The sequence below is a fragment of the Luteimonas sp. Soil_C_16 genome (assembly GCF_057657295.1).
In genome coordinates, this window is the sequence record NZ_JBDGIS010000001.1 from 331,154 (window position 1) to 357,814 (window position 26,661).

General features: G+C 69.1%; 26 protein-coding genes. 16 read left to right on the forward strand and 10 right to left on the reverse strand.

The features are described from left to right. The first annotated feature begins 122 nt into the window (after positions 1–122). From rpsU to AC3A5T_RS01500, 6 genes are all read left to right on the forward strand, one after another. On the forward strand, positions 123–338 hold the full coding sequence (rpsU, locus tag AC3A5T_RS01475) for a 30S ribosomal protein S21 (protein WP_101926061.1): 216 nt from the start codon (positions 123–125) through the stop codon (positions 336–338). Positions 339–482: 144 nt separating this feature from the next. Then, complete coding sequence (locus tag AC3A5T_RS01480; protein ID WP_487627039.1) at positions 483–929, forward strand: GatB/YqeY domain-containing protein; 447 nt, start codon at positions 483–485, stop codon at positions 927–929. Continuing rightward, on the forward strand, positions 926–1,423 hold the full coding sequence (locus AC3A5T_RS01485; RefSeq protein ID WP_487627040.1) for an N-acetyltransferase family protein: 498 nt from the start codon (positions 926–928) through the stop codon (positions 1,421–1,423). Before AC3A5T_RS01480 ends, AC3A5T_RS01485 begins: the two co-directional genes overlap by 4 nt. Positions 1,424–1,528: 105 nt before the next feature. Beyond that, positions 1,529–2,512 (forward strand): YihY/virulence factor BrkB family protein, encoded by a 984-nt coding sequence (locus tag AC3A5T_RS01490; protein WP_332079038.1) that lies wholly within the window; start codon positions 1,529–1,531, stop codon positions 2,510–2,512. 135 nt (positions 2,513–2,647) lie between these two features. After that, on the forward strand, positions 2,648–4,375 hold the full coding sequence (gene dnaG, locus AC3A5T_RS01495) for a DNA primase (protein ID WP_487627041.1): 1,728 nt from the start codon (positions 2,648–2,650) through the stop codon (positions 4,373–4,375). Positions 4,376–4,592: 217 nt separating this feature from the next. Further along, a complete protein-coding gene (locus AC3A5T_RS01500; RefSeq protein ID WP_332079036.1) occupies positions 4,593–5,228 on the forward strand; it encodes a hypothetical protein in 636 nt (211 codons plus the stop codon). Between the two features lie 385 nt (positions 5,229–5,613). Here the strand turns inward: AC3A5T_RS01500 and cyoE are convergent, their stop codons facing one another. The 4 genes from cyoE to AC3A5T_RS01520 are packed head-to-tail and all read right to left on the reverse strand — an operon-like array spanning position 5,614 to position 9,074. Then, positions 5,614–6,546, reverse strand: a complete 933-nt coding sequence (gene cyoE, locus AC3A5T_RS01505; protein ID WP_487627042.1) for a heme o synthase — start codon at positions 6,544–6,546, stop codon at positions 5,614–5,616. Position 6,547: 1 nt separating this feature from the next. Further along, a complete protein-coding gene (locus AC3A5T_RS01510; protein ID WP_487627043.1) occupies positions 6,548–7,747 on the reverse strand; it encodes a COX15/CtaA family protein in 1,200 nt (399 codons plus the stop codon). After that, positions 7,747–8,343: a hypothetical protein gene (locus tag AC3A5T_RS01515; RefSeq protein WP_487627044.1), complete on the reverse strand. Its 597-nt coding sequence runs from the start codon at positions 8,341–8,343 to the stop codon at positions 7,747–7,749. The genes AC3A5T_RS01510 and AC3A5T_RS01515 overlap by 1 nt, the downstream gene beginning before the upstream one ends. Beyond that, the gene (locus AC3A5T_RS01520; protein ID WP_487627045.1) at positions 8,340–9,074 is read right to left on the reverse strand and encodes an SURF1 family protein; all 735 of its coding nucleotides are present in this window, start codon (positions 9,072–9,074) and stop codon (positions 8,340–8,342) included. The genes AC3A5T_RS01515 and AC3A5T_RS01520 overlap by 4 nt, the downstream gene beginning before the upstream one ends. Positions 9,075–9,139: 65 nt before the next feature. Here AC3A5T_RS01520 and AC3A5T_RS01525 point away from each other — a divergent pair, with 65 nt between their 5' ends. Then, a complete protein-coding gene (locus AC3A5T_RS01525; RefSeq protein ID WP_159681651.1) occupies positions 9,140–9,358 on the forward strand; it encodes a twin transmembrane helix small protein in 219 nt (72 codons plus the stop codon). Positions 9,359–9,412: 54 nt separating this feature from the next. Here the strand turns inward: AC3A5T_RS01525 and AC3A5T_RS01530 are convergent, their stop codons facing one another. From AC3A5T_RS01530 to coxB, 5 genes are read right to left on the reverse strand one after another with little or no spacing between them, the layout of a single operon-like run. Continuing rightward, entirely contained in the window at positions 9,413–10,294 is an 882-nt protein-coding gene (locus AC3A5T_RS01530) for a cytochrome c oxidase subunit 3 (protein ID WP_332079031.1), read from the reverse strand. 49 nt (positions 10,295–10,343) lie between these two features. Then, positions 10,344–10,958 (reverse strand): cytochrome c oxidase assembly protein, encoded by a 615-nt coding sequence (locus AC3A5T_RS01535; protein WP_487627046.1) that lies wholly within the window; start codon positions 10,956–10,958, stop codon positions 10,344–10,346. An 8-nt stretch (positions 10,959–10,966) separates the two neighbouring features. Beyond that, positions 10,967–11,110 (reverse strand): hypothetical protein, encoded by a 144-nt coding sequence (locus tag AC3A5T_RS01540; protein WP_487627047.1) that lies wholly within the window; start codon positions 11,108–11,110, stop codon positions 10,967–10,969. Then, positions 11,110–12,735, reverse strand: a complete 1,626-nt coding sequence (gene ctaD / locus AC3A5T_RS01545; RefSeq protein ID WP_487627048.1) for a cytochrome c oxidase subunit I — start codon at positions 12,733–12,735, stop codon at positions 11,110–11,112. Before ctaD ends, AC3A5T_RS01540 begins: the two co-directional genes overlap by 1 nt. A 20-nt stretch (positions 12,736–12,755) precedes the next feature. Beyond that, on the reverse strand, positions 12,756–13,685 hold the full coding sequence (coxB, locus tag AC3A5T_RS01550) for a cytochrome c oxidase subunit II (RefSeq protein WP_487627049.1): 930 nt from the start codon (positions 13,683–13,685) through the stop codon (positions 12,756–12,758). A gap of 290 nt (positions 13,686–13,975) precedes the next feature. Here coxB and AC3A5T_RS01555 point away from each other — a divergent pair, with 290 nt between their 5' ends. The 3 genes from AC3A5T_RS01555 to AC3A5T_RS01565 all read left to right on the forward strand — a co-directional run bounded on the left by AC3A5T_RS01555 (position 13,976) and on the right by AC3A5T_RS01565 (position 18,904). After that, on the forward strand, positions 13,976–14,602 hold the full coding sequence (locus AC3A5T_RS01555; RefSeq protein ID WP_487627050.1) for a hypothetical protein: 627 nt from the start codon (positions 13,976–13,978) through the stop codon (positions 14,600–14,602). Between the two features lie 91 nt (positions 14,603–14,693). Further along, the gene (gene putA / locus AC3A5T_RS01560; protein ID WP_487627051.1) at positions 14,694–17,870 is read left to right on the forward strand and encodes a bifunctional proline dehydrogenase/L-glutamate gamma-semialdehyde dehydrogenase PutA; all 3,177 of its coding nucleotides are present in this window, start codon (positions 14,694–14,696) and stop codon (positions 17,868–17,870) included. 119 nt (positions 17,871–17,989) lie between these two features. Beyond that, on the forward strand, positions 17,990–18,904 hold the full coding sequence (locus tag AC3A5T_RS01565; RefSeq protein WP_487627428.1) for an AEC family transporter: 915 nt from the start codon (positions 17,990–17,992) through the stop codon (positions 18,902–18,904). A gap of 142 nt (positions 18,905–19,046) precedes the next feature. On the opposite strand, the gene AC3A5T_RS01570 is transcribed toward AC3A5T_RS01565, so the two are convergent. Beyond that, positions 19,047–20,393, reverse strand: coding sequence for an OmpP1/FadL family transporter (locus AC3A5T_RS01570; protein ID WP_332079023.1), 1,347 nt, complete (start codon positions 20,391–20,393; stop codon positions 19,047–19,049). Positions 20,394–20,619: 226 nt separating this feature from the next. On the opposite strand from AC3A5T_RS01570, the gene AC3A5T_RS01575 reads away from it, so the two are divergent. The 6 genes from AC3A5T_RS01575 to AC3A5T_RS01600 all read left to right on the forward strand — a co-directional run bounded on the left by AC3A5T_RS01575 (position 20,620) and on the right by AC3A5T_RS01600 (position 26,616). After that, the gene (locus tag AC3A5T_RS01575) at positions 20,620–21,318 is read left to right on the forward strand and encodes a rhomboid family intramembrane serine protease (protein WP_487627052.1); all 699 of its coding nucleotides are present in this window, start codon (positions 20,620–20,622) and stop codon (positions 21,316–21,318) included. 21 nt (positions 21,319–21,339) lie between these two features. Next, complete coding sequence (locus AC3A5T_RS01580; RefSeq protein WP_332079022.1) at positions 21,340–21,663, forward strand: DUF1820 family protein; 324 nt, start codon at positions 21,340–21,342, stop codon at positions 21,661–21,663. A gap of 122 nt (positions 21,664–21,785) precedes the next feature. Further along, positions 21,786–23,471: an electron transfer flavoprotein-ubiquinone oxidoreductase gene (locus tag AC3A5T_RS01585; protein WP_487627053.1), complete on the forward strand. Its 1,686-nt coding sequence runs from the start codon at positions 21,786–21,788 to the stop codon at positions 23,469–23,471. 100 nt (positions 23,472–23,571) lie between these two features. Next, positions 23,572–24,087: a c-type cytochrome gene (locus AC3A5T_RS01590; protein ID WP_332079020.1), complete on the forward strand. Its 516-nt coding sequence runs from the start codon at positions 23,572–23,574 to the stop codon at positions 24,085–24,087. A gap of 84 nt (positions 24,088–24,171) precedes the next feature. Further along, positions 24,172–25,878 carry an ExeM/NucH family extracellular endonuclease gene (locus AC3A5T_RS01595; protein ID WP_487627054.1) on the forward strand — a complete coding sequence of 569 codons (1,707 nt, stop codon included), beginning with the start codon at positions 24,172–24,174 and terminating at the stop codon, positions 25,876–25,878. Between the two features lie 69 nt (positions 25,879–25,947). Then, positions 25,948–26,616, forward strand: coding sequence for an alpha/beta hydrolase (locus AC3A5T_RS01600; RefSeq protein WP_487627055.1), 669 nt, complete (start codon positions 25,948–25,950; stop codon positions 26,614–26,616). Positions 26,617–26,661 lie beyond the last annotated feature (45 nt).

The following is a 26,661-nucleotide window of genomic DNA, read 5'->3' on the forward strand; positions in this document are numbered from 1 at the left end:
GCACACCGCGGCGGGGGACGGCTATGATACGCGGCTCGCCGGGCCTGAGCCCGGTGATATCGCATTCGAAATTCGATTCGAACCGGCCGTCAGGACCGGACGATCAGATCCCCGGAGATTCCATGCCAAGCGTCAAAGTCCGCGAAAACGAGCCCTTCGAGTTTGCGCTGCGTCGTTTCAAGCGCACCTGCGAGAAGGCCGGTGTGCTCGCTGAAACCCGCAAGCGCGAGTTTTACGAGAAGCCGACCCAGGAGCGCAAGCGCAAGGCAGCTGCTGCCGTGAAGCGCCAGTCGCGTCGCGTGTCGCGCGACGTCACCAAGCGCCAGCGCCTGTATTGATCGGCCCGGGCCGGGGTCTCCCCGGTTCGACCGTTCGATGATGCAAAAAGCCGGCAGCGCCTTGCGCCGCCGGCTTTTTGTCGTCTCCGCCGGGGACCCATCCGGTTCCGGCGCATCCCGCACCCGTTGCACCCGGAGCCCGCCATGACCCTGAAGCAGCAACTCACCGAAGACATGAAGGCCGCGATGAAGGGCGGCGACAAGCACGCGCTCGGCGTGATCCGTCTGATGCTGGCCGCGATCAAGCAGCGCGAAGTCGACGAGCGCATCGAGCTCGACGACGCCGCCGTGCTGGCCGTGCTCGAGAAGATGGTCAAGCAGCGCCGCGATTCGGTGAGCCAGTTCGAGGCGGCGAGCCGCGAGGATCTGGCCCAGGTCGAGCGCGAGGAGATCGTCGTCATCGAGCGCTACCTGCCGGAGAAGCTCGGCGAAGACGAGATCCTGGCCGCGATCGCCAGTGCCAAGGCCGAAACCGGCGCCGCCAGCCCGGCCGACATCGGCAAGCTGATGGGCGTGCTCAAGCCGATGCTGGCCGGCAAGGCCGACATGGGCGTGGTCTCGCGCCTGGTGAAGCAGTCGCTGGGCGGATGACCGCCGTCGCCGGCACCGTGCTGCGCCCGGCACGTCCCGATGACGTGCCGCTGGTGCTCGCGCTGATCCGCGAGCTGGCGGAGTACGAGCGCCTGTCCGATGCCGTCGTGGCCGACGAGCCGACGCTCGCCGCCTCGCTGTTCGGGGACGCGCCCGCGGCCGAAGTCGTGATCGCCGAAGTGGACGGTGCGCCCGCCGGCTTCGCACTGTTCTTCCACACGTTCTCGACCTTCCTCGGCCGCCGCGGCCTGTATCTGGAAGATCTGTTCGTGCGGCCCGCGTATCGCGGTCACGGCATCGGTGCGCAGCTGATGCGCCATCTCGCCGCGCTCGCGGTCGCGCGCGGCTGTGGACGTTTCGAATGGACCGTGCTCGACTGGAATGCGCCGGCGATCGGCTTCTATCGTGCACTCGGTGCGCAGCCGCAGGACGGTTGGACCGTGCAGCGCGTCGAAGGCGATGCGCTGCACGCGCTCGCGAACACGACGCGCTGAAATCGCCCGATGCTTCACGCGCTGCTACGCGCGCGTGCATAAGGTGACGGCAACGCCGCAGTGGATGCACGCGCTCCATACGTCGGCTTTCAAGAATCGCCACGCATGCGCACGTCGCCACAGGACACCCCGGATACCGATGCACCCGTGCGCCACACCCGCTGGGGTCGTCTGCGCACACGCGTCGACAAGGGCGTCACCCGCTTCGAAGAAAGTCTGCCGGCGGCACTGGTCAAACGCTTCGTCGATGCCGACCTGCTGACCCAGGCCGCGTCGCTGTCGTTCTACACGCTGATCTCGCTGGCGCCGATGCTGGTGCTGGTGCTGTGGATCACCGCGTCGCTGTATCCCTCCGCGCAGGAAGCGCTGCTCGCGCAGATCGGCGCGCTTGCGGGCGACGGCGCACGCGATGTCGCCGGCACCGTGATCCAGAACGCCACCGAGCAACCCGACATCGGCTCGCTCGCCGGCCTGTGGAGCACGCTGCTGCTGTTCGTCGGTGCGACGGTCGTATTCGCCCAGCTGCAGGGCACGTTGAACCTGATCTTCCGCACCGACGGCGACCGCCTGCCGGGCGGCCTGATGGTGTTCCTGCGCAAGCGCGTGTTCTCGGCCGGCGTGGTGTTCGCGCTCGGCTTCTTGGTGCTGGTGTCGACGCTTTTGACGACGGCTGTGGAGTTCATCTTCGCCAACGTACCGTCGATCCTGCCGCTGGTCGGCAACACACTGATGCTGGTGCTGTATTCGTTCGCGTTCGCCGTGCTGTACCACTACCTGCCCGATCGCCGGGTGCGCTGGCGCCAGGCCCTGTTCGGCGGCGTGGTGACGTCCGTGCTGTTCGTCGTCGGGCGCTGGGGCATCGGTATCTACATGACCCACGCCGCACCCGGCAGCGCCTACGGCTCGTTCGGCACGCTGGTGATCCTGCTGGTCTGGATGTACTACGCGGCCACGATCTTCTTCGTCGGCGCGCTGATCACCGCGGTCATCGACGAACGCGTGCGCCGCAGCTCGGTCGATCGCGCCCTGCAGAAGCGCGCCGAGCGCCAGGCGGCCGCGCTGGCGAAGGGGCCACCGCCCGCGGTCTGAAAGACGTACCGGATGCGGCGATGCGCGCCGCGCGTGGCATCCTAGCGTCCGCATGATCCGCGTCGCCCCCACCCCGTCCCGCCTGCCCTGCGTCCGCCCTGCGGTCGAGCGCGGCTGCCTGCACGGGAGGCGCTGATGGCCCGCATCCCCGACGCGTTCATCGACGACCTGCTGGCGCGGACCGACATCGTCGAGGTGATCAACGCGCGCGTGCCGCTGAAGCGACAGGGCAAGGAATATTCGTCGCGCTGCCCGTTTCACGACGAGCGCTCGGCGAGCTTCACCGTGTCGCCGACCAAGCAGTTCTATCACTGCTTCGGCTGCGGCGCGCACGGCACCGCGATCAGTTTCCTCATGAATTACGACCGCCTCGAATTTCTCGATGCGGTCGACGAGCTGGCCAAGCGCGCGGGCATGGAAATCCCGCGCGACACCCAGCAGCGAGAGGCGCGGCCCGACAGCGCGCCGATGTACGACGCGCTCGATGCCGCCTCGCGCTTCTTCGTCCGCGAACTCGCCGGCAACGACACCGCGCGCAGTTATCTCGACGGCCGCGGCGTCGACGCCTCGATCCGCGAGCAGTTCGCGATCGGGTACGCGCCCGATGGTTTCTCCGCGCTGAAAGACGCGCTGGGCAAGGACGATGCGCGCCGCATCGCGGTGCTGGAGAAGGTGGGCCTGCTGTCGAAGAACGACCGCGGCCACAGCTACGACAAGTTCCGCGACCGGGTGATCTTCCCGATCCACGACCGCCGCGGCCGCGTGATCGCGTTCGGCGGCCGCGTGCTCAAGCCCGAGGATTCGCCCAAGTACCTCAACTCGCCCGAGACGCCGCTGTTCCACAAGGGCCGCGAACTCTACGGCCTGTGGCAGGTGCGCCAGGCCAACCAGAAGATCGAGCGGCTGGTGGTGGTCGAGGGCTACATGGACGTGGTCTCGCTGTTCCAGTTCGGCGTGCCGCAGGCGGTCGCGACCCTGGGCACGGCGACGACGCCGGACCACGCCGAGCTGCTGTTCCGCAACGCGCCCGACGTGTTCTTCTGCTTCGACGGCGACGCCGCCGGCCGCCGCGCGGCGACGCGCGCGATGGAATCGGTGCTGCCGCGCATGCGCGATGGCCGCCAGGCGTTCTTCCTGTTCCTGCCCGACGGTGAAGACCCCGACACCATCGTGCGCACCGAGGGCGCGCCGGGTTTCGAGGCACGCCTGGCCCAGGCCACGCCGCTGTCGACATTCTTCTTCGACACCCTGGGCGACGGCATCAACCTGTCGACGCTGGACGGCAAGGCGCGACTGGCCGAACGCGCCAAGCCGATGCTGGCGCAGATTCCCGACGGCGCTTTCGCCGATCTGATGCGCCAGCGCCTCAGCGAGCTCACCGGTCTCGGCGGCGCCTCGCCTGCACAACAGCCGGCGCCCAGTCGCATGCTGCGCGGCGGTCGCGGTGCGCCGCCGCCCAAGCGCAGCGTGGTGCGCCACGCGATCGCCCTGCTGCTGCAGAAGCCCGGCCTGGCCGCGCAGCTGCCACCGCCCTATCCCTTCGTCGCGCTGCGCCAGCCGGGCATCGAGCTGCTGACCGAGCTGATCGCCATCGGCAGCGTCCGCCCGGACATCACCACGGGCGTGCTGCTGTCACAGTTCGAGGAACGCGAGGAAGCGCCGGCGTTGCGCAAGCTCGCGACCCAGGATCTCGCCGGCGACGAAGCCTCGTGGGAACAGGAACTGCGCGACGCCATCGCGCAACTCGACCGCCAGGTGCTGCAGCAGCGCATCGACGACCTGCTGGGCCAGCAGCGCGAGGGCACGCTGGACGCCGCCGGCAAGCAGGCATTGCGGGAACTGCTGCTGCAGCGCGCCCGCTGACAGGGAAATGTAAGCGTTTTCGGATACATAGCGCTTACATCCCGGTGACGATTCCTTAACCTTCGCGCTGGTCTGATCCCGTCAGGGGGATCGACCGGTCGATATGGCGCAGCTGCGTCAGGGCGACCTGTCCGTCCAGCACCGAGTGTCCGCCGAGTCCGCGTAGACGGGTCCGGCGCGGTGCCCCGTCCTTTTCCTTCCCCGACAGGTCGTCACCATGATCCGATCCACCCGCTTCCCGTCCGCCCGCCTCGGCGCCGGTCTCGTGCTTTCCGCTGCGCTGCTGCTCGGCGCCTGCGCCAGGATCGACACCCCGCCCGCGCCCGCCAAACCGCTGCACATCGATCTCGCCGCGCCGGTCGCCGAACAGGTCGATCTGGCCTGGCCGCAGAAAGACGGCACCCTGGCCGCCGAACACACGATCAGCCAGTCGCGCGACGTCACCCTGCGCCTGCCCAATGGCCAGCAGATCGTCGTGCCGGCCGATCGCGTCGCGTTCAAGCAGCAGGGCGGCCTGCTGGTCGGCGTGCACATCCAGCCCGGCGGCGGCGCGCTCGATCACCCCGATGCGCTGGCGCAGACCCGCCAGCTGCTCGAAGCCAACCGCCTGCTCGATCCCGCCCTCGCCCACACGCTCGATGGTTGGGCCGCACGCAACGATGCGCAGCAGACCGCGCGCGTGACCATCCGCGACGTCGACGTACAGGTCGCGCTGACGCCGAACACCAAGGCCGGCTGGCAGGCCACGCTCGATTTCGAACCGCGCGCCTGCGAGATGCCGGCCGGTCTCGACGGCGACCCGGACGCCTGCCTGCAGGCCACGCCGACTTCGACCGTGATCGCGGGCGGCTGATCTCCGGATCCGGATGTCGCTGCATGCCGGCGCCGGCTGCAGCGACCGGCGCACGCACGCGCTTCGCAGGCCGATGACCACTCAGCGCCTCGGAACACGCGCATCGACGACACTTGCGATGGGCGCGTCGAGTGACTCGGCGTAGGATGCGTCGTGATCCGGCGGCTGCATGTCGGGTCAGACCCCGGCACGGAACCCGATTCCGTCGCCGCCCCAGAGATCCCAGCGGAGCGCGACGATGGCCAAGAGCCTCGACAAGAAGAAAGAGACCAAGAAGAAGCCGGTCAAGACCCTGAAGGAAAAGCGGGCCGAGAAGGCCGCGAAGAAGTCCTGATGTCCACTGCGCCGGCGGGCCCTGCGCCCGCCGGAGCGGACGCGGCGGTCGTCAGCGGATGCGCTGGAAATCCAGTCCGCCCGCCGCAGCGCCGGCGCCCGGCAGCCACGGCAGCAGCCAGTGGTCGACCAGCAGGAACGCGAACAGCGCCATCAGGTACACGACGGAATAGTTGAACATCCGCATCGCGAAGAACTCGTCCGGCGGATCCAGCAGCCGCCACGCGTACCAGAGAAACACCAGGCCCAGCACGACGGCGCCGCCCAGATAGAACACGCCGCTCATGCCGATCGCGACCGGCAACAGGGTGATCACGACCAGCAGCACGCTGTAGATCAGGATCTGCCAGCGCGTGTACGCCACGCCGTGCGTAACCGGCAGCATCGGCACCAGCGCGCGCGCGTAATCCTCGCGGCGGAAGATCGCCAGCGCCCAGAAATGCGGCGGCGTCCACACGAAGATGATCAGCACCAGCAGCAGCGCGTGCGCCCAGTCCCACTGGCCCTGCATGTTGGTCACCGCGGCCCAGCCCAGCAGCGGCGGCGCCGCGCCGGCGATGCCGCCGATGACGATGTTCTGCGGCGTCGCGCGCTTGAGCCAGCCGGTGTAGATCACCGCGTAGCCGATCAGCGAGGCGAACGTCAGCAGCGCGGTCAGCACATTGACCAGCGCGACCAGGATCACCATCGACAGCGCACCCAGCGCCAGCGCGAATACCAGCACCTGCACCGGGCGCAGCGCGCCGGTCGCGAGCGGCCGATGCGCGGTGCGCGCCATGACCTTGTCGATGCGCTGGTCGATCAGATGGTTGATCGCTGCCGCCGATGCCGCCGCCAGCCAGATGCCGAGCAGGCCGAACACCGCTTCCTTCCACGGCGGCAGGCCGGGTACGGCGAGGAACATGCCGACCAGCGCGGTGAACACGATCAGTGCCACCACGCGGGGTTTGGTCAGCGCCCAGTAGTCGCGTGCCTGGATCGCCATGTCAGTCCGGGCGCTTCAGGCGCGCGAGCAGCGACACCAGCACGAACAGCAGCAGCGCGGCGCCGCCGTTGTGCATCACCGCGACCGGCAATGGCAGGGCGAGCTTGACGTTGAGAATTCCCAGCGCGACCTGCGCGCAGGTCAGCAGCGCGAGCGCGACCGCCCAGCCGCGCAGGCCCGGCGTGCGCAGCAGGCGCGCGGCGAATGCGATCAGGTACGCGAACACCGCGATCGCCATGACCCGGTGCGCGAGCTGGATCGCCACGCGCGCCGCGCCGTCGAGCACGCCGCCTTCGTAATCCACGCCGACGCCGCGCCACAGCACGAAACCTTCGCGGAAATCGGCCTGCGGCCACCATTCGCCGACGCACTTCGGGAAATCGACGTAATGGTGCGCATCGGTCACCCAGCCGCCCGCGCCGCAGGCGAGCGCCGCGTAGTTCGCGCTGACCCAGCCGCCGAGTGCGATCTGCACGCCGACCAGACCGATCGCGCCGAGCGTCCAGCGCCGCAGCGTCGGCGCATCGACCAGCACGATCGGCTGCACCGTCGCGCGCCACGCCATCCACAGCAGCAGCGAGAACGTCAGCATGCCGCCGAGCAGATGGCCCATGACGATCACCGGCTTGAGCAGCATGGTGACCGTCCATTTGCCGAGCAACGCCTGGAAGATCACCACCGCCAGCGTCAGCGCCGCGGCGCGTGCCAGATCGATGTTCGACCAGCGCAGCGCGGCGATCAGCAGCAGTGCTTCGCCGAGCGCGGCGATGCCCAGCGCGGCCATCACGTGGCCCTGCATATACAGCGGAATCGCGAGCGCGACCAGCGCCGAGGCGCCGATGATCTGCAGCATGCCGAATCGGCGCCGGCGCGCGGCCAGCAGCGCGAGACCGAGCACCAGCACGCCCAGTGATGCGGCCAGGTGGCGGTGCACCTGCTCGCGCCAGGCCTTGTGCGATTCGAACTCGCGGATCGCGCTCGCGGCGTGGTCGACGACCTCGCTGGCCGCCTGCGGCCATGCGGCGCGCCCGTAGCAGGTGGGCCAGTCGGGACAGCTCAGGCCCGCATCAGACAGGCGAACGAAGGCGCCGAACACGATCACGCACAGCGTCAGCGCGGCGGCGAGCCAGGCGATGCGGTGGAAATGCTTGTGGGTCGACGGACGGAACGACGTCGCGCGCGAGGGAGGCGTGTGGGTCATCACTTGAGTTTCAGCAGCTTGGCCATGTCGCTGCGCAGGTCGCCCGGATCGAAGCCCGGGGCGTAGCGCAGGATGACGAACCCGTTGGGGTCCACGACATAGGCGGGGACCCCATTGTCCGCCTCGCCGGGCCCGCCGTCGACGCGCGGTAATGTCGCACGCAGCGCCGGGTCAGCTTCGACGAGCCGCCACGCCGGATTGCGGATCGCGCCGTCGGGCACCGTGCCCGCCCACAGGATGTCGACGTGATCGGCGTTGCGACCGAACAGCTGCCACACCAGATCCAGCTGCCGCGACAGTTCGACGCAGGTCTGCGCGCAATCGCGCGGCGGCGCGACGAGGATGCGCCAGCGCCGCTCGGCCGGGCGCCAGTCGTAGCTGCCGCCGTCGATCAGGTGCAGCGGATGCGTGCGCAGGTCACCCGGCGGATCGAGCAGCTCGCCCTTGTTCTGCATGCCCGACGGCCGCCAGCCCGAGAACCGCAGCGCGCCGGCGACGACGGCGCTGCCGAGGAACAGCACCACGATCAGCACCAGCAGCATTCGGTTGCGGTTGCGCTGCGCGGGCGGCAGCGTGTGCGCGGGAGACGGGGTCATCGGCGGCGGGTCCGGAACGTGAGCACGAAGGCGATGACGAGCACCGCGAGGGCCAGCCCGAACCACTGCACCGCGTAGCCGAGGTGCTTGTCGGGCGTGAGCGTGTTGGGCAGGACGTCGAGATCGCGGAGGTAGCCGATGTCGAGCGCCGGATCGAGCCGCAGCACGCGCGGTGGCAAGGCCGGCACACCGGTTTCGGCGGCGATCGCGGGGATGTCGATGCGGGTCATCAGCACCGCCTCGCCCGGCGTGAGCGCCGGGCCGAGCGCGAGGCCGGGCGACGGCGGCGGTGCGAGCAGGCCGCGCAGCTCGAGATCGCGACCGAGCAGACCGTCGCCGCGCACGATGGCGGCATCAGGCAGGCGCGTCGTGCGGTCGACGAGCGCGGTCCAGCCCAGATCGACCAGCAGCGGCGGCGCGTCGTCGGGCGCGAACAGGCGATACACGCGCAGGCCGGGCACGCCGGCCTGGATCTGGTTGTCGAGCACGAAGGCCGGACGGTCGACGAAACGGCCGCGGCCTGCGCTCCAGTCGTAGTCACGGGCGCGTGCGACGTCGCCGGCGGCCGACAGCGACACGGGCGTGCGGGCCTCGAGCGTCACCGCGACGGCGTCGAGCATCGTCTGCTTCTGGCCCATCCGCGACAGCTGCCACTGGCCCAGCGACACGAAGGCCGCGATCGCCAGCACCGCCAGCGTCCAGCCGATGATGCGGGTCCGGCGCAGACTCACGCGCGGCGCTCCGCGTGCTGCAATAATCGGCGCACACACCCAGTGTTCCGGAGCCTGCGATGGTGATGAACGATTCGCTGAAGTTGCTGCTGATCATCGCCTTCGTGCTGCTGATCCTGTGGAACCTGGGCAGCGCGCTGTACTACATGATGACCGACAAGGGCACGACCGACCGCACGGTGAAGGCGCTCACGCGCCGCATCGGCCTGTCGGTCGGACTGATCCTGCTGGTGCTGCTGGCGATCTGGATGGGCTGGATCAAGCCGCATGGCGTTTACGGCTGAGGCCGGAAGTGGGAAGCGGGCGGCAGCGATGCGCCGCCCGGCGTCGACGCGTCGTCAGACGACGTAGACGAACAGGAACAGGATCAGCCAGACCACGTCCACGAAGTGCCAGTACCAGGCGACCGCTTCGAACGCGAAGTGGTTCTCCTTGGTGAAGTGGCCGCGATAACAGCGCAGCCAGATCACGATCAGCATGATCGTGCCGAGCGTCACGTGCGCGCCGTGGAAGCCGGTGAGCATGAAGAACGTCGAGCCGTAGATGCCCGAGCCCATCGTCAGGTTCAGATCGCGATAGGCGTGGACGTATTCCTCGATCTGGAAGAACAGGAACACGCAGCCGAGCAGGATCGTCGCGCCGAGGAACACCAGCAGCTGGGTGCGGTGCGCGGCGCGCAGCGCGTGGTGGGCGATGGTGATGGTGATGCCCGACGCCAGCAGGATCAGCGTATTGAGCAGCGGCAGGCCCCAGGCCGGAATCGTCTGGAATGCGCCGCCGACATCGCCGGGGCCGGCCGACGGCCATGCCGCGCTGTAGCCGTCCCACAGCACCGCATTGGTCATCGCGCCCGAGCCTTCGCCGCCCAGCCACGGCAGCGACAGCGTGCGCGCGTAGAACAGCGCGCCGAAGAACGCGGCGAAGAACATGATTTCCGAGAAGATGAACCACACCATCCCCATGCGGAACGACAGGTCGACCTGCTTGTTGTAGTAGCCCGACACCGATTCGAGCACGACGTCGGCGAACCACTTGAACAGGATCAGCGCCAGCACCGCGATGCCGACGAAGAACATCGGCCGGCCCCAGGTGTGTTCGTTGAACCAGCTGGCCAGGCCCAGCATCGTGACGAACAACGCCACCGAGGCGAACACCGGCCACTTGCTGTCATGCGGCACGAAATAGAGGTCGGGGTCCTGCTCGGGCTTGGCGTGGGCCATGGCGGTGTCCGGATCGTCGATGCGTGGTTCGGGAAAGTGCGGTGCGGGCTCAGGGCGCCGCGGCCACACCGGGACTGTTGCGTACCGGCGCCGCATGGGCGGTCAGACGCGAGGTGAGGACATCGTTCTTGAAGAAGGTGTAGCTCAGCGTGACCGTGTTGACGTCCTTCGGCAACGACGGGTCGATGATGAAACGCACCGGCATGTCGCGCGTCTCACCGGCCTGCAGGGTCTGCGCGGTGAAACAGAAGCACTCGGTCTTCTGGAAAAATCCCGACGCGCGCGCCGGTGCCACCGACGGCGTGGCGCTGCCGACGACGGCCGCGACGCTGTCGTTGTGCGCGTAGTACGTGGTCTCGTACTGCTCGCCGACGCGCACGCGCATGCGGGTGTCGTTGGGGCGGAAGGACCACGGCAGATGCGAGTTCACCGTCGCGTCGAACTCGACCGTGACCCAGCGCTCGGCCGGCGTCGCGCTCGTCGCCGGCGCGGCGACCGCGCTGTTCTCGAGCCGGATGCCGAACACCTTCTCGCAGGCGATGCGGTACAGCGGCACCAGCGAGAACGTGAACGCGAACGCGGCGATCGAGACGCCGACCAGCTTGCCGATGCCGAATGTCTTCGATTTCGGCCGGGTGTCGATGCGCGCGTCCGTGGGCTGCATGTCGTCGCTCATGACAGCAGCACGCCGCGCGCGATGAAGCCGATGTAGACCAGCGCCGCGATCGCGCCGACGACCACCGCGGTGCGCCGCGCACGACGGCGACGGACAGCGAGATCGGAACCGGGATCGGGCGTGGTCATCACGAGCTGCATCAGTGGCTGATGTCGTCGTGGGCCAGATCGCCCGGCTTGATCACCGGCGGCTTGGCGAAGGTGTGGTGCGGGGCCGGCGACGGCACCGTCCACTCCAGACCGCGCGCGCCTTCCCACGACCGCGCCGCGGCGGGCGCGCCGCGCAGCTTCGAGTGCAGCAGGATCGCGAACATCATGAAGGGCGTGGCGAACATGCCGAACGCGCCGATCGAGCTGATCAGGTTCCAGTCCGCGAACACGACGTTGTAGTCGGGAATGCGGCGCGGCATGCCGGCCAGGCCGAGGAAGTGCTGCGGGAAGAACAACAGGTTGACGAAGATGATCGTCCACCAGAAATGCACCTTCGCCCAGAACTCGCTGTACATGCGTCCGGTCCACTTCGGCCACCAGTAGTACGTGGCCGCGATGATCGAGAACAGCGCCCCGGTCACCAGCACGTAGTGGAAGTGCGCGACGACGAAATAGGTGTCGTGGTACTGGAAGTCGGCCGGCACGATCGCGAGCATCAGGCCCGAGAAGCCGCCGATGGTGAACAGGATCACGAACGCGATCGCCCACAGCATCGGCGCCTCGAACGTCATCGCGCCGCGCCACATCGTCGACACCCAGTTGAACACCTTCACGCCGGTCGGAATCGCGATCAGCATCGTCGCGAACATGAAGTAAATCTCGCCGCCGAGCGGCATGCCGACGGTGAACATGTGGTGCGCCCACACGATGAAGCTCAGGAACGCGATCGACGCGGTCGCGTAGACCATGGCCTGGTAACCGAATAGCGGCTTGCGCGAGAACGTCGGCAGGATCTCCGAGACCACGCCGAACGCCGGCAGGATCATGATGTAGACCTCGGGGTGCCCGAAGAACCAGAAGATGTGCTGGTACATCACCGGGTCGCCGCCGCCGGCCGCGTTGAAGAACGAGGTCATGAAGAACTTGTCGGTCAGCAGCATCGTGACCGCGCCGGCCAGCACCGGCATCACCGCGATCAGCAGGAACGCGGTGATCAGCCAGGTCCAGCAGAAGATCGGCATCTTCAACAGGTCCACGCCCGGGGCGCGCATGTTGAGGATGGTCGCGATGACGTTGATCGCGCCCATGATCGAGCTGATGCCCATCATGTGGATGGCGAAGATCGTCAGCGACACGCTGCTGCCGCCCTGCAGCGACAGCGGCGGATACAGCGTCCAGCCACCGGCTGGGCCACCGCCGGGCAGGAACAGCGTCATCAGCAGCAGCGTGAACGCGAACGGCAGGATCCAGAACGACCAGTTGTTCATGCGCGGCAGCGCCATGTCCGGCGCGCCGATCTGCAGCGGAATCATCCAGTTCGCCAGGCCCACGAAGGCCGGCATCACGCCGCCGAAGATCATCACCAGCGCGTGCATGGTGGTCATCTGGTTGAAGAACGTCGGGCTGACGTGCTGCAGGCCCGGTGCGGCGAGTTCGGTGCGGATGATCACGCTCATCGCCGCGCCGATGATGAACATCATGAAGGAGAACAGCAGATACAGCGTGCCGATGTCCTTGTGGTTCGTGGAGAAGAACCAGCGCTGGACGAACCCCTGCGGATGGGCATGGTGATCGTCGTGGTGCGCGTCAGCGGTGGCGGGGTGCGTCGTCGACATGTGCGGTGTGCCTCGATCGATCAGCCGGCCGCGGGCGCGGCAGGGGCGGACGGGGACTGCGTGGCGGAGGCGGCGGCCTCGGCAGGCGCGGCGTCAGGCGACGGTGCGGGTGCGGCGTCGGGGGGGCCGGATTCGCCCGGCGTCGGGATGGCCGGCGCGTTCTTGGCCTTCTCGGCGGCGAGCCAGGTGTCGAACTCCTCCGGCGACACCGCGCGCACGACGATCGGCATGAAGCCGTGGTCCTTGCCGCACAGCTCCGCGCACTGGCCGCGGTAGACACCCGGCTCGAGGATCTCGGTCCACGCCTCGTTGACGAGGCCCGGAATCGCATCCTGCTTCCAGCCGAAGGCCGGCACCCACCAGGAATGGATCACGTCGTCGGCGGTCACGACGAAGCGGATCTTGGTGTTGGTCGGCAGCACCAGCTGGTTGTCGACGTCGAGCAGGTAGTGCCCGTGCGCGTCGAGCTCGGCGCGCGTGGTGTCGCGGCTCTGGCGCAGGCGGTCGCTCTCGCGGTCGAGGCGGCTGGTCAGCGTGACGTCCTCGCCCATGTACTCGTACTTCCACATCCACTGCACGCCGGTGACCTTGACGGTCATCGTCGCGTCGCGGGTGTCGTACATCGCGATCAGCTTCTGCGTGGCCGGCACCGCCATCAGCACCAGGATGACGATCGGGACGACGGTCCAGATGACTTCGGCGGTGGTGTTGTGGGTGAACTGCGCCGCGGTGACTCCGCGCGACTTGCGGAAGCGGAACATCGCCACCGCCATCGCACCGAACACCAGCACGCCGATCACCACGCAGACCCACAGCGCGAGCATGTGCGCGTCGTAGGCGTGCTGGGCGGAGGTCGTGACACCGCGGCCCATGTTGAGCTGCCACGGCTTGGGGTCTGCGGACTGCGCCAGAACGTTCGTCGATGCCAGAAGCGCGGCAGCGCCCCCCATCCACAGTCTGGACGCGTACCTGTTGTAACAAGCGCCTTGCTTCACATCGGACCCCATACCTGAGCTGGCCTTGGTGCTGGCGGGAACGCGTCCGTCCTCGCCCGGCAATGGGTGCCGGGAGATATCGCAGGAGCGGCGGCGTGCTGCGAATAACGCATGAATGGTAGCTGTCGGCGTTCGACAGGGGCAAGCCGCGGTGCCGCAACCGCTGCGACCCCTCGGGTCGGCCCGGGTGTCGAGAGGCGCCGACGCGGGCTATAGCCTGTCTTACGCAGCCCGAGGATACCCCCATGGCCCACCGTTCTCCCGTTTCTCCGCCGATGCCCGTCGATGGCGGTGTGCGCCGCTCGCAGACCCTGCGCGCCCTGCCGGCCTCGAACACGGCCACGCGCCGGGGTTTCGGGGGCCTGCTGCCCACGCGCCAGCGCTTGCGGCTGGACCTGCGCGATGCCTACGGCCACGGCGGCAGCTTCACCGCCGACGACATCCTCGGCGCCGGTGCGCGGCGGCATGGCGAGCATGGCCCGCGCGTGCGCCTGCCCGACGTGCTGGAGGGCAGCTTCGCCGACGCCGCCGCCCAGTGCCTGGCCGTGGCCGAATCGGTGATCGGCCTGCATCGCACGCGGCTGTATCTCGATCCGCTCGACCGCAGCGGCACCGCGCGCGGCAACGGCCTGTTGATCGAATGGCGGCAGCCGCACGGCGACGCGCCGATGATCGAAAGCGTGACGCTGGAGACCTTCTGCGGTGGCCATTGGCACCCGCGCGCGGGCACGCTGCCGCCGGCGCACGGCGCGGCGATGGTCGAGCTGGCGGCCTGCATGCCGCGGCTGCTGCAGCCGTTGACCGCACTGGCCGCCACCCATGCGCGCGTGCGCTTCGCGATGCGGACCTACGACGCCCCCGTCATCGCCTGAACACGACGCCTGTTTCCGGGCGTGTTTCGCACAGTGATGGAGCCGGCCGGCAGGCTAGAATTCCGCTTCTGTCTCTGCCGGTCGTCACGCCTTGAACGCCAGTCCGTCGCCCGCCGCGCCTGCGGCCTCCCTTCAGCCGCAGCGCGACGCGATCACCGCCGCCTGGACCGGCGATGAAACCGAGCGCGTCCATGCGCTGCTGGCCGAAGCACGCCAGCCCGACGCCGACCGCGCCGCGATCCAGGCCACCGCCGCCGATCTGGTCCGCCGCGTGCGCCTGCGCGCGCAGGACCGCGGCGCGATCGAGGCCTTCATGCAGCAGTACGACCTCGGCAGCGAGGAAGGCGTGCTGCTGATGTGCGTGGCCGAAGCGCTGCTGCGCATTCCGGACGAAGACACCGCCGATGCGCTGATCCGCGACAAGCTGGGCGAAGCCAACTGGCGCAAGCACATGGGCCAGTCCGATTCGGTGCTGGTCAATGCGTCGACCTGGGGCCTGATGCTGACCGGCCGCCTGGTCGATCTGGCCGACGACACCAAGCGCAACGTGCACAACGCCTTCCAGCGCCTGATCGGCCGCGTCGGCGAGCCGGTGATCCGCCTTGCGGTGCGCCAGGCGATGCGGATCATGGGCCACCAGTTCGTCATGGGCCGCACGATCGGCGAAGCGCTGACGCGCTCGCGAAAGGGCGACAACGCTGCGTACCGTTATTCGTTCGACATGCTCGGCGAGGCCGCGCTGACCCAGCACGATGCCGACCGGTATATGACGGCCTATCGCGATGCGATCGATGCGATCGGCCGCACCGGCCCGTTCGAGGACGAAATCACCGCGCCGTCGATCTCGGTCAAGCTGTCCGCGCTGCATCCGCGCTACGAACACGCCAAGCATGACCGCGTCCTCGCCGAACTCGCGCCGCGCCTGCGCGATCTCGCCCAGCGCGCGAAGGGCTATCGCATCGGCCTGACCGTCGACGCCGAGGAAGCCGATCGCCTGGAGCTGTCGCTCGACGTCATCGAAACCGCACTCACCGATGCCTCGCTGGCCGGCTGGCACGGCTTCGGCATCGTCGTGCAGGCCTACCAGAAGCGCGCGCCGTTCGTGATCGACTGGATCGCAGCCCTTGCCCGCGCGCACGGCCGTCGCATTCCGGTGCGCCTGGTCAAGGGCGCGTACTGGGACAGCGAGGTCAAGCGCGCCCAGGTCGAAGGCCATCCGGGCTACCCGGTGTTCACGCGCAAGCCCAACACCGACGTCAGCTACCTCGCCAACGCGCGCCGCCTGCTGTCGGCGACCGATGCGATCTATCCGATGTTCGCCACGCACAACGCGCACACGATCGCGGCGGTGCACCGGCTGGGGATGACGCTGCGCAACGGCACCGGCGCGAAGCCCTACGAATTCCAGAAGCTGCACGGCATGGGTGACGACCTCTACGCCGAAGTGATCCCGGCTGATCGTCTCGACGTGCCCTGCCGCGTGTATGCGCCGGTCGGTTCGCACGAGGACCTGCTGCCGTATCTGGTGCGTCGCCTGCTCGAGAACGGCGCCAACTCCAGCTTCGTCAACCGCATCAGCGACGAGGACGTCGCGATCGACGACCTGATCCGCGACCCGGTCGAGGTCGTCGCCGGTTTCGAATCCATTCCCCATCCCCGCATTCCGCTGCCGGTCGATCTCTTCCGCAGCCAGTTCCAAGACAGGAGCAATTCCATGGGCGTCAACCTCGCCAACGACGCACAGCTCGCCACGCTGGCGGCGCAGATCCAGGCCGCGACCGGTCCGTGGACCGCGGGCCCGCTGGTGCCGGGCGCGACCAGCGCCGGCGCGACCGTCGAGGTCACCAGCCCCGCCGACCGTCGCGTGCGCGTTGGCCAGTGGCAGGCCGCCGACGTCGCGACCGTCGAGCAGGCGCTGCGCAATGCGACCGACGCGCACGCGGACTGGAACGCCGTGCCGGCCGCCTCGCGCGCGGCGATCCTCGAGCACGCCGCCGACCTGCTGGAATCGCGCACGCCCGACTACATCGCGATGTGCACGCGCGAAGCCGGCAAGACGATTCCCGACGGCGTGGCCGAAGTCCGCGAAGCGGTGGATTTCCTGCGCTATTACGCCGCCGAGGCGCGCCGCCTGTTCGTCGTCGAGGCGCTGCCCGGCCCGACCGGCGAGTCCAACAGCCTGCAGCTCTCCGGCCGCGGCGTGTTCGTGTGCATCAGCCCGTGGAACTTCCCGCTGGCGATCTTCGCCGGCCAGATCGCCGCCGCCCTCGCAGCGGGCAATACCGTGATCGCCAAGGCCGCCGAGCAGACCACGCTGGTCGGCCACGCCGCAGTCAAGCTGCTGCATGAAGCCGGCGTGCCGGCGCACGTGCTGCAGTACGTGCCCGGCGATGGCGCCAGCGTCGGCGCGGCGCTCACAGCCGATCCGCGCGTCGCCGGCGTCGTGTTCACCGGCTCCAATGCGACCGCACTGGCGATCAACCGCGCGCTCGCCGCGCGCGACGGCGCGATCGGCACGCTGATCGCCGAGACCGGCGGCCAGAACGCGCTGATCGCCGACTCCTCGGCGCTGCCCGAACAGCTGGTCAAGGACGCACTGGGTTCGGCGTTCACCTCGGCCGGCCAGCGCTGCTCGGCCGCGCGCGTGCTGTTCGTGCAGGACGACATCGCCGACAAGGTGATCGGCATGCTCGCCGGCGCGATGCAGGAACTCACCGTGGGCGATCCCGCGCTGCTGTCGACCGACGTCGGCCCGGTGATCGACGCCGACGCGCTGCGCATGCTCGACGCGCACGCCGAGCGCATGGCCAGCGAAGCGCGCCTGATCGCGACCACGCCGGTCGGCCCCGAGGTCGCCCACGGCACCTTCTTCGCGCCCCGCGCGTGGGAACTGCAGTCGCTGACCCAGCTGCAGCGCGAGAACTTCGGCCCGGCGCTGCACGTGATCCGCTGGAAGGCCGACCAGCTCGACGCCGTGATCGATGCGATCAACAACACCGGCTACGGCCTGACGCTGGGCATCCACTCGCGCATCGACGAGACCGTCGAGAAGATCAGCGCGCGCGCCCGCGTCGGCAACGTCTACGTCAACCGCAACCAGATCGGCGCCGTCGTCGGCGTGCAGCCCTTCGGCGGCCAGCGCCTGTCGGGCACCGGCCCCAAGGCCGGCGGCTCGCACTACCTGCCGCGCTTCACCACCGAGAAGACCGTGACCATCAACACCACGGCGGCGGGTGGCAATGCGTCGCTGCTGACGCTCGGCGAGTAAGCCCCCGGCAAGCGGCCGGCACGCGCCGGCCGCTTCCGACGCAGCGTTCTCCCCGTATGTCCGCGATCGCCGCGCGCGTCCGCTAGGATCATCCGCTCCCCACGTTTCTGATGGCCCCGATGGCCTTCGATGCCTTTGCCCTGATCCTGGCGATGCTCGCGCTGGGCATGCTGTTCGCCCGGCTGCGGGTGATGCCGGCCAATGCCGCCGAGGTGCTCAACCTCGTCGTGCTCTACGTCTGTCTGCCGGCCGCGGTGCTGGTGCACGTGCCGAAGCTGAGCTTCGATGCGACGCTTCTCGGCGTCGCGGCGACGCCGTGGCTGCTCGCGGTCGCGACGCTCGCGCTGGTGCTGCCGCTGGCGCGCGGGCTGAAGTTCCGGCGCGACGAGACCGCGGTACTGCTGCTGTGCGTGGCGCTGTGCAACAGCAGTTTCATCGGCTATCCGATGGTCGCGGCACTGCTGGGCGAGGACGCGGTCGCCTACGCGGTGGTCTACGACCAGTTCGGCACCTTCGTGCTGCTGTCGACGTTCGGCCTGACGATCCTCGCGCGCTACAGCGGCGACACGCCGCCGGGCTGGCGCGACATCGCGCGGCGCATCGTGCGGTTTCCGCCGGTGTGGGCGCTCGCGTTCGGCCTGACCCTGATGCCGGCCGCGCCGCCGGCCTGGATCGCCTCGGCGCTGGAGAATCTGGCCGGCGCGCTGTTGCCGCTGGTGATGCTGGCGGTCGGGCTGTCGATCCAGCTGCGCATGCCCCGCGACGAGATCCGTCCGCTGGCGGCCGGGCTGGTGCTGAAACTGCTGGTGATGCCGGCGATCGCGCTGCCGCTGTCGCTGCTGTTCGGCATGTCAGGAACGATGCTGCAGGCGAACGTGCTGGAGTCGGCGATGCCGAGCATGATCACCGCCGCGGCGCTGGCGATCGCGCAGGGACTGGCGCCGCGGCTCGCGGCAGCACTGGTCGGTTACGGGATCCTGCTGTCGCTGGTGACGTTGCCGGCGTGGGCGTGGGTGCTGGGGCGGTTCGCGTAACCACGACGCCGCCGGTTCGCGGTGATGGGTTTCGCAGTGCGCGATCCGGCCGGCGCGGGAACGCCCTTCGCGCGCGAGCGCGCTCCCACAACGAAAAAGCCCCGCCGGAGCGGGGCTTTTTCTTGTCACGGTGTCGCGTGGATCAGAAGCGGTACTGCGCCGACACGCCGAACAGGTTGGCGTCGCCGTCGAAGTTGCCGGCCACGCGGCTGCCGCCGCTGGTGGTGTCGATCTTCGGATCGCGCGGTGCGATGTGCGTGTACGCGAAGTTGACATCGAACGCGTCGCTCATCGCCCAGGTCGCACCGACCGAGTAGAAGATGCGGTTCGCATCGGGCAGACGCGGAGTGCGGTGCTCGAGGCTGGTCGGGGTTTCGTCGTACGCGACGCCGCCACGCAGCTTCCAGCTGTCGTTGAGCTTGAACTCGGCGCCGACGGCGGCGAAGTACGTGTCCTTCCACTCGAAGGGCTCGACCGAATCCGGATCCGGGTTGTCGAACTGGATGCGGACTTCGCGCAGCGAGGACCAGTCGGTCCGCGCGTACGTGGCCGACAGCTGCAGGGCATCGGTGACCTGCCAGGCGGCGCCGACGTTGAGGATCGACGGGGTGGTCAGCTCGGCGGTGACCGCGCCGTCCTGGAACAGCGGACGGGTGGACGGGTTGGCGCTGAACACGGCGCTGACGTTGCCCGGCACGGTCCAGTCGGCGGTGCCTTCCAGCTCGTAGTCGATCTCGGAGCGGTAGCTGACGCCGATCGACAGGTTGTCGGTCGGACGCAGGTTCGCGCCGAGGATGTAGCCGAAGCCGTTGTCGTCGCCCTGCACTTCGGCCAGGCCGTCGGCGGCCTGCGGACGCGCGAACGGCAGCGGACGGGTCTGCGGGTTGGCGAACAGCAGCGAACCGAAGTCCACGGCCTTCGACAGGGTGACGTCGGCGCGCGAGGCGATGACGCCCAGGCCCACCGAGAAGCGGTCGGTGATGTCGATCGCGCCCGACAGGGTCAGGTCGACGATCTTCACGTCCGAAGTCTGCGCGGCGTAACGGCCGACCCAGCCCGCGTCGTATTCGGTCTTCAGACCGAACGGCGCGCTGATCATCGCGCCGAGCGCGACGCCGTTGTCGAGCTTGTGCACGACCGACAGTGCCGGGATCGGGGTCACGTCGCCGGCGTTGCCGCCGTTGCTGCCCGTGAGCGGACGGCCGAGCGCGTCGGTGCCACTGCCCTGGAACTCGTAGTTGAGGTCGATGACGGTCAGGTCGGCCTGCACCGTGGTGCCGGTGAACTGGGTCATCACCGCCGGGTTGTTGGTCACGACCGAGCTGTCGCCGGTCTTGGCGGCGGTGCCGGCGAAGGCGCTGCCCTGCGACTTGACGCTGTTTTCCTTGAGCTGGAAGCCGGCTGCATTGGCCTGGCCTGCGAGCGCCAGCGCGGCGGCGATGCCGACGGCGAGGACGGTGTTGCGCGTGTAGCGGGGGGTGGTAGCCATGTGTCGTGTTCTCTCCCGAACAGGTGTTGTGGTGATGCTGCGCTTGGCGTGGACGGGTCCCCCTCCGTCCGCCACCACCTGTCGGAATTCCCCTCCCGAACGCGCGTAGCGGGCGCACTATACCGTACGATTGCGTGTGGAAAACTTGCTGCGATGCGGCATTCGCGGGACCTGTTTTCCCGTCCGCTTTACCGGCCCTGCGACGGCCCTCGACAATGGTCGCCCGATGTTCGTCTCGATCCCCAACCGGCATGCGCGCACCCCCTTCCGCTGGGCGGTGCCGATGCTGTGCGCGCTGCTGTGGCTGGCGTTCCTGTGGGCGAGCACGCGTTCGGCCAACGAGCACTACACGCTGCTGCTCGACTGGGGCGCACTGTACGGCGGGCCCGTGGGAACCGACGGCACGCTGGTGAACTGGCTCGACGCCGGGCCGTGGCTGCGCCTGATGACCGCGCTGTTCCTGCATGCGGACTGGGCGCACCTGCTCGGCAACCTGGTGTTCCTGCTGATCTTCGGCCTGCCTGCCGAACGGTTGATGGGCGCCTGGCGGCTGCTGGTGCTCTTCCTCGTTGGCGGCGCGCTGGCGAACCTGTCGGCGGTGCTGGCGATCGGCGCGCCCGACCGGCTGATCATCGGCGCGAGTGGCGCGGTGTCGGCGTTGATCGGCGCGTATCTCGCGCTGTTTCCGCGCGCGCGGCTGGGCGTGGTGGTGCCGCTGGGCCTGTTCCTCGAATTCGTGCGCGCGCCGGCGTCGTTGCTGATCGGCGTGTGGGCGGTGCTGCAGGTGATCTTCGCCTACATCGGCCCCGCGTTCGGCGCCGTGGCCTGGACCGCGCATCTGGCAGGTTTCCTGTTCGGCGTGGTCTTCGCGCTGATCTCGCGGCACGCCATCGGCCAGCGGCTGCGGCGGCTCAAGGGCTATTGAGCGGCGCTCTATAATCGGCGCATGACAGGCAAGACGCTCTACAGGGTCACGTTCCTCAGCCACGGCAAGGTCTACGCGCTGTATGCGCGGCAGGTCGAGAGCGGCCGGCTGTGGGGGTTCGTCGAAGTCTCCGATCTCGTGTTCGATGTCCACGACGGCCTCGTGGTCGATCCGACCGAGGAACGCCTGCGTGACGAGTTCGCCGGCACGCGCACGCTGCACCTGCCGATGCAGAGCGTGCTGCGCGTGGAGGAAGTCGAGAAGAAAGGTCCGTCGGCGATCCGCGACGCGTCCACCGGCGAAACCGTGGTCACGCCGTTTCCGCTGCCTGCGCGGCCGCGCTGACCCCTGCACGACGCGGCCCCGCCGGGGCACCGCGTTACACTCGCCGGCCCACGCGGCCATCGCGTGCCGGCTGCGAAGCTGGCCCCACGCGCCGCCACCCAGGCACACCGCCCAAGGCAACGATGACCACTCCCCAGGCACTGTTCGACACCCACGGCCCACGCGAATCGATGGAGTACGACGTCGTCGTCGTGGGCGCAGGCCCCGGCGGACTGGCGACTGCGATCCGGCTCAAGCAGCTGGCTGCCGAAGCGGGCCGCGAGGTCTCGGTCTGCGTGCTGGAGAAGGGTTCCGAGCCGGGTGCGCACATCCTGTCGGGCGCGATCATCGACCCGCGTGCGCTGACCGAACTGATTCCGGACTGGAAAGAGAAAGGCGCGCCGCTGAAGCAGGCGGTCACCCGCGACGAATTCCTGTTTCTCGACGAGACCGGCCAGAAATCCACGCCGGATTTCTTCCTGCCCGACTGCTTCAAGAACCACGGCAACTACATCATCAGCCTCGGCGCCCTGGTGCGCTGGCTGGCCACGCAGGCCGAAGCGCTGGGCGTGGAGATCTTCCCCGGCTTCGCGGCCGCCGAAGTGCTGTATGCCGAGGACGGCCACGTGCGCGGCGTCGCGACCGGCAACCTCGGCATCGGCAAGGACGGACAGCCGACGGCCGAATTCCAGCTCGGCATGGAGCTGCTCGCGAAGTACACGATCTTCGCCGAAGGCTCGCGCGGCCAGCTCGGCCGCGAGCTGATCGCGAAGTTCGCGCTGGACGAAGGCCGCGATCCGCAGAGCTACGGCCTCGGCATCAAGGAGCTGTGGCAGATCGACCCGGCGAAGCACGAGCCGGGCCTGGTGGTGCACACGGCCGGCTGGCCGTTGACCGACGACACCTACGGCGGCTCGTTCCTGTATCACGCCGAAGACGGCAAGGTCGCGATCGGCCTGGTGGTCGGCCTCGACTACCGCAACCCGTGGCTGAGCCCGTTCGAGGAGTTCCAGCGCTTCAAGACGCATCCGGCGATCCGCAAGTATCTCGAGGGCGGCAAGCGCATCGGCTACGGCGCACGTTCGATCACCGCCGGCGGTCTGCTGTCGATCCCGAAGCTCGTGTTCCCGGGCGGCGCCTTCGTCGGCTGCGAGGCCGGCACGCTCAACGCCAGCCGCATCAAGGGCAGCCACGCCGCGATCAAGACCGGCATGCTCGCCGCCGAGGCCGCGTTCGCCGCGCTCGGCGAGGACCGCAGCGGCGACGAACTGGCCGCGTATCCGGTCGCGTTCGAGGCCAGCTGGCTGCACGCCGAGCTGTCTCAATCGAAGAACTTCAAACAGTGGTTCAAGAAGGGCCGCACGACCGCGACGCTGATGACCGGCATCGAGCAGTGGCTGCTGCCCAAGCTCGGCCTGCGCGTGCCGCCGTGGACGATCCACCGCGACAAGCCCGATCACGCGTGCCTGGAGCCCGCCGCGCAGCACACGAAGATCGAGTACCCGAAGCCCGATGGCGCGCTGACCTTCGACCGCCTGAGCTCGGTGTACCTGTCGAGCACCAATCACGACGAGGACCAGCCGGCGCATCTGACGCTCAAGGACGCCTCGGTGCCGGTCGACGTGAACCTGGCGACCTACGCCGGACCCGAAGCGCGCTACTGCCCGGCGGCGGTCTACGAATTCCTCGACGGTCCCGATGGCCCGTTCCTGCGGATCAACGCGCAGAACTGCGTGCACTGCAAGACCTGCGACATCAAAGATCCGACCCAGAACATCGTCTGGGTCGCGCCGCAGGGCGGTGGTGGTCCGAACTACGCCGGGATGTGAGGCGTTGCGCGGGCCTGCCGGCCGGACGCAGCATTCTTGAAAACCTGCCCGTATACTCGGGCGCAGCTGTGGCCGCGGGCCATGTCGCCAAGGGTGCTTCGTGCGTAATTACGATCTCGAATTCCTCAAGCGCTTCTCGATGGTGTTGGGCTTTCTGACCATCGTGACGCTGGGCCTGATGGTGGGGGCCTGGTATCTGCACAACTCGCTGCCCACGGATGTGCCGCCGAACGTCGCCAAGCGCACCGAGGCGCGCATCGCGCCGGTCGGCGCGGTCTACGCGGGCGCAACCGGCGCCGCGTCGCAGGCAGCGGCCACTGCTGCTGCCGCAGCCGCCGCTGCTGCGCAGGTCGCCTATGGCGGTACCACCGATGGTTCGGTGATCTACCAGAACCTGTGCGCGGGCTGCCACACCTCGGGCGCCGGTGGCGCGCCGACGCTCGATCACCAGCACTGGGATGCCCGCATCGCCCAGGGCACCGAGACGCTGTACCGCCACTCGATCGAAGGCTTCACCGGCGCTGCCGGCGTGATGCCGCCGCGCGGCGGCAATCCGGCGCTCAACGACGAGCAGATGCACGCCGCGGTCGACTGGATGGTCGACAACCTCAAGTAACGCGTGCCGGGTATGTTGCCCGTCCCAGACGCCGCCTCCGGGCGGCGTCGTCGCATCCGGCCTGTCGTGGCCGCTGGAGTTCCGATGTTCCGACCGACCGCCGCCCTGCTCGCCGTCGCGCTGCTCGCCGCTTGCCAATCCACCGCGCCTGCGCCCGCCAGCGCCACCATCGCCATCGGCGAACTGCACCGCGTGCCGATGGCGGGACCTGCGCAGATCGAAGGCCGCGTGACCGCGCGCTTCGGGGGCCTGGGCGGCTTCTTCATGCAGGACGCCGGTGACGGCGATGCGGCGACGCCCGACGCGGTGTTCGTGCAGGTCCCGGCCGGTCTCCCGCTGCCCGCCGTGGGCGCACACGTGCGCGCGCTCGGCCTGCGCGACGACGGCGACGTCGTGCGCATGCAGGGCCAGCGCGTGGATGTGCTGCCGACACCGGCGCCGGCGATCGCGCCGCGTGTGCTCGACGCGCCGCCGGCGGACTGGTCGGCGCTCGCCGGCACGTGGGTGCGGATCGAAGCGCCGCTGACGCTGACCGGCCAGCACGAGCGCGCGCGGCGCGGCACGCTGGCCGCGAGCTTCGACGGCCGACTGTTCACGCCGACCGAGATCGCACGCCCCGGCGCCGATGCCGCGCGCGTCGCGTCCGACAATGCGCGTCGCCGCGTGCTGCTCGACGACGGCCGCGAAGAGGCGACGACTGACGGCCGGCTCTGGTACCTGCCCGAAACGGCGCAGGCCCTGCGCAGCGGCAGCGTGCTGACCGGCGTCGAAGGCGTGGTCGACCATCGTCACGGCGCCTGGCGTCTGCAGCTCACCGCGCCGTTGCAGCCGCAGCCGGCCTCGCGTCCCGAGGCACCGGTGGTCGGCGGCGACGTGCGCATCGCCGCGTTCAATCTGCAGAACCTGTTCAACGGCGACGGCCAGGGCGGCGGCTTCCCGACCCCGCGTGGCGCACGCACGCCCGAGGAGCTGACGCGGCAGCTCGAAGGCCTGGTCGCGACGATCGCAGCGCTCGACGTCGATGTCGCCGCGCTGATGGAACTGGAGAACGACGGCTACGACGCCCGTTCGAGCATCGCGATGCTGGTCGACGCGCTCAATGCCGAAGGCCCCGCGCACGACTGGCGCTTCATCGATGCCGGCAAGGGTCCGGGCACGAACGCGATCCGCGTCGGCCTGATCTACCGCAGCGCGCGCGTACGTCCGAAGGGCCGGCCGGCGACGCTCGACGGCGGCCCGTTCGCTGAACTCAGCCGCGTACCGCTGGCGCAGGCCTTCGTGCCGCTGCGCAACGGTCGCGCGGACGGTCTGGATTTCAGCGTCGTCGCCGTGCACTTCAAGTCCAAGGGCTGCGGCGAAGCCGACGGCCTGAATCTGGATCAGCGCGACGGCCAGGCCTGCTGGAACGCGGCCCGCGTCGAGTCAGCGCAGCGCCTGCGCGACTGGCTGGCCACCGCGCCGACCCGCACCGGCGATCGCGTCGCCGTGGTCGGCGATTTCAACGCGTATGCGATGGAAGACCCGGTGCGCGTGTTCACCGACGCCGGCTGGCGCGACCCGTTCGCCGGCGGCGACGGCGACACGCATTACAGCTTCGTCTTCGACGGCCAGGCCGGTCGCCTCGACCACCTGCTGCTCGGACCGTCCCTCGCCGCACGCGTGGCCGGCGCGGCAAAATGTCACAGCAACGCCGACGAACCGGTCGATACCCGCGAACGCGAAGCGGCGGGCCCGTGGCGCAGTTCGGATCACGACCCGCTGGTGGTGGGATTGCGGCTGCGCGGACGCTGAGCTCGAGCCCGTCCGCTTGCGGGGAGGGCTCAGACAGCCCCATCGCAACCGCCCCGGTATCATGGGCGCATGACGTCCCCCACGTTCCCCACGCAATCCGGGCCGCTGCTGCTGTCCGGCCCCGCCGGCAACCTCGAAGCCGCGATCGATCTGCCCGACGCCGATGTCGCGGCGCTGCCGTTCGTCGCCGTGGTCTGCCATCCGCTGCCCACCGAGGGCGGCACGATGCACAACAAGGTCGTCACGATGGTCGCGCGCACGCTGCGCGAACTCGGCGCGGCGACGGTGCGTTTCAACTTCCGTGGCACCGGCACGTCCGACGGCACTTATGACGACGGCATCGGCGAGATCGACGATCTCACCGCGGTCGTCGAATGGGTCCGTCGCGAGCGGCCCGGCCATGCGCTGTGGCTGGCCGGTTTCAGCTTCGGCGCCTACGTGTCGCTGCGCGCGGCCGATGCGCTGCAGCCCGACGTGCTGATCTCGGTCGCACCGCCGGCCGGGCGCTGGGATTTCGAATCGATCGTCTTGCCGACCTGCCCGTGGCTGGTGATCCAGGGCGAGGCCGACGAGATCGTCGACCCGCAGGCCGTCTACGACTGGCTCGACGACAGCGGCGCGAAGGCCGAACTCGTGCGCATGCCCGAGACCAGCCACTTCTTCCACCGCCGCATGATCGATCTGCGCGGCGTGGTGCGGCACTGGGCCACACCGCACCTGCCGCAGGCCGCGGCTTGATGCGCGCGTGGCCGCTCCGGGCGCAGGTGCGCCGGACGCGCTGCG

Coding starts and splice junctions, on each gene's coding strand:
- AC3A5T_RS01540 (WP_487627047.1), bottom strand. CDS start 11,110: ATGCAGCTCGTGATGACCACGCCCGATCCCGGTTCCGATCTCGCTGTC.
- coxB (WP_487627049.1), bottom strand. CDS start 13,685: ATGGGGGGCGCTGCCGCGCTTCTGGCATCGACGAACGTTCTGGCGCAG.
- AC3A5T_RS01530 (WP_332079031.1), bottom strand. CDS start 10,294: ATGGCCCACGCCAAGCCCGAGCAGGACCCCGACCTCTATTTCGTGCCG.
- AC3A5T_RS01510 (WP_487627043.1), bottom strand. CDS start 7,747: ATGACCCACACGCCTCCCTCGCGCGCGACGTCGTTCCGTCCGTCGACC.
- AC3A5T_RS01565 (WP_487627428.1), top strand. CDS start 17,990: ATGGCCTTCGATGCCTTTGCCCTGATCCTGGCGATGCTCGCGCTGGGC.
- AC3A5T_RS01490 (WP_332079038.1), top strand. CDS start 1,529: ATGCGCACGTCGCCACAGGACACCCCGGATACCGATGCACCCGTGCGC.
- ctaD (WP_487627048.1), bottom strand. CDS start 12,735: ATGTCGACGACGCACCCCGCCACCGCTGACGCGCACCACGACGATCAC.
- AC3A5T_RS01585 (WP_487627053.1), top strand. CDS start 21,786: ATGACCACTCCCCAGGCACTGTTCGACACCCACGGCCCACGCGAATCG.
- AC3A5T_RS01575 (WP_487627052.1), top strand. CDS start 20,620: ATGTTCGTCTCGATCCCCAACCGGCATGCGCGCACCCCCTTCCGCTGG.
- rpsU (WP_101926061.1), top strand. CDS start 123: ATGCCAAGCGTCAAAGTCCGCGAAAACGAGCCCTTCGAGTTTGCGCTG.
- AC3A5T_RS01570 (WP_332079023.1), bottom strand. CDS start 20,393: ATGGCTACCACCCCCCGCTACACGCGCAACACCGTCCTCGCCGTCGGC.
- AC3A5T_RS01535 (WP_487627046.1), bottom strand. CDS start 10,958: ATGCAGCCCACGGACGCGCGCATCGACACCCGGCCGAAATCGAAGACA.
- AC3A5T_RS01525 (WP_159681651.1), top strand. CDS start 9,140: ATGAACGATTCGCTGAAGTTGCTGCTGATCATCGCCTTCGTGCTGCTG.
- AC3A5T_RS01485 (WP_487627040.1), top strand. CDS start 926: ATGACCGCCGTCGCCGGCACCGTGCTGCGCCCGGCACGTCCCGATGAC.
- AC3A5T_RS01555 (WP_487627050.1), top strand. CDS start 13,976: ATGGCCCACCGTTCTCCCGTTTCTCCGCCGATGCCCGTCGATGGCGGT.
- AC3A5T_RS01595 (WP_487627054.1), top strand. CDS start 24,172: ATGTTCCGACCGACCGCCGCCCTGCTCGCCGTCGCGCTGCTCGCCGCT.
- AC3A5T_RS01580 (WP_332079022.1), top strand. CDS start 21,340: ATGACAGGCAAGACGCTCTACAGGGTCACGTTCCTCAGCCACGGCAAG.
- dnaG (WP_487627041.1), top strand. CDS start 2,648: ATGGCCCGCATCCCCGACGCGTTCATCGACGACCTGCTGGCGCGGACC.
- AC3A5T_RS01480 (WP_487627039.1), top strand. CDS start 483: ATGACCCTGAAGCAGCAACTCACCGAAGACATGAAGGCCGCGATGAAG.
- cyoE (WP_487627042.1), bottom strand. CDS start 6,546: ATGGCGATCCAGGCACGCGACTACTGGGCGCTGACCAAACCCCGCGTG.
- AC3A5T_RS01500 (WP_332079036.1), top strand. CDS start 4,593: ATGATCCGATCCACCCGCTTCCCGTCCGCCCGCCTCGGCGCCGGTCTC.
- AC3A5T_RS01600 (WP_487627055.1), top strand. CDS start 25,948: ATGACGTCCCCCACGTTCCCCACGCAATCCGGGCCGCTGCTGCTGTCC.
- AC3A5T_RS01515 (WP_487627044.1), bottom strand. CDS start 8,343: ATGACCCCGTCTCCCGCGCACACGCTGCCGCCCGCGCAGCGCAACCGC.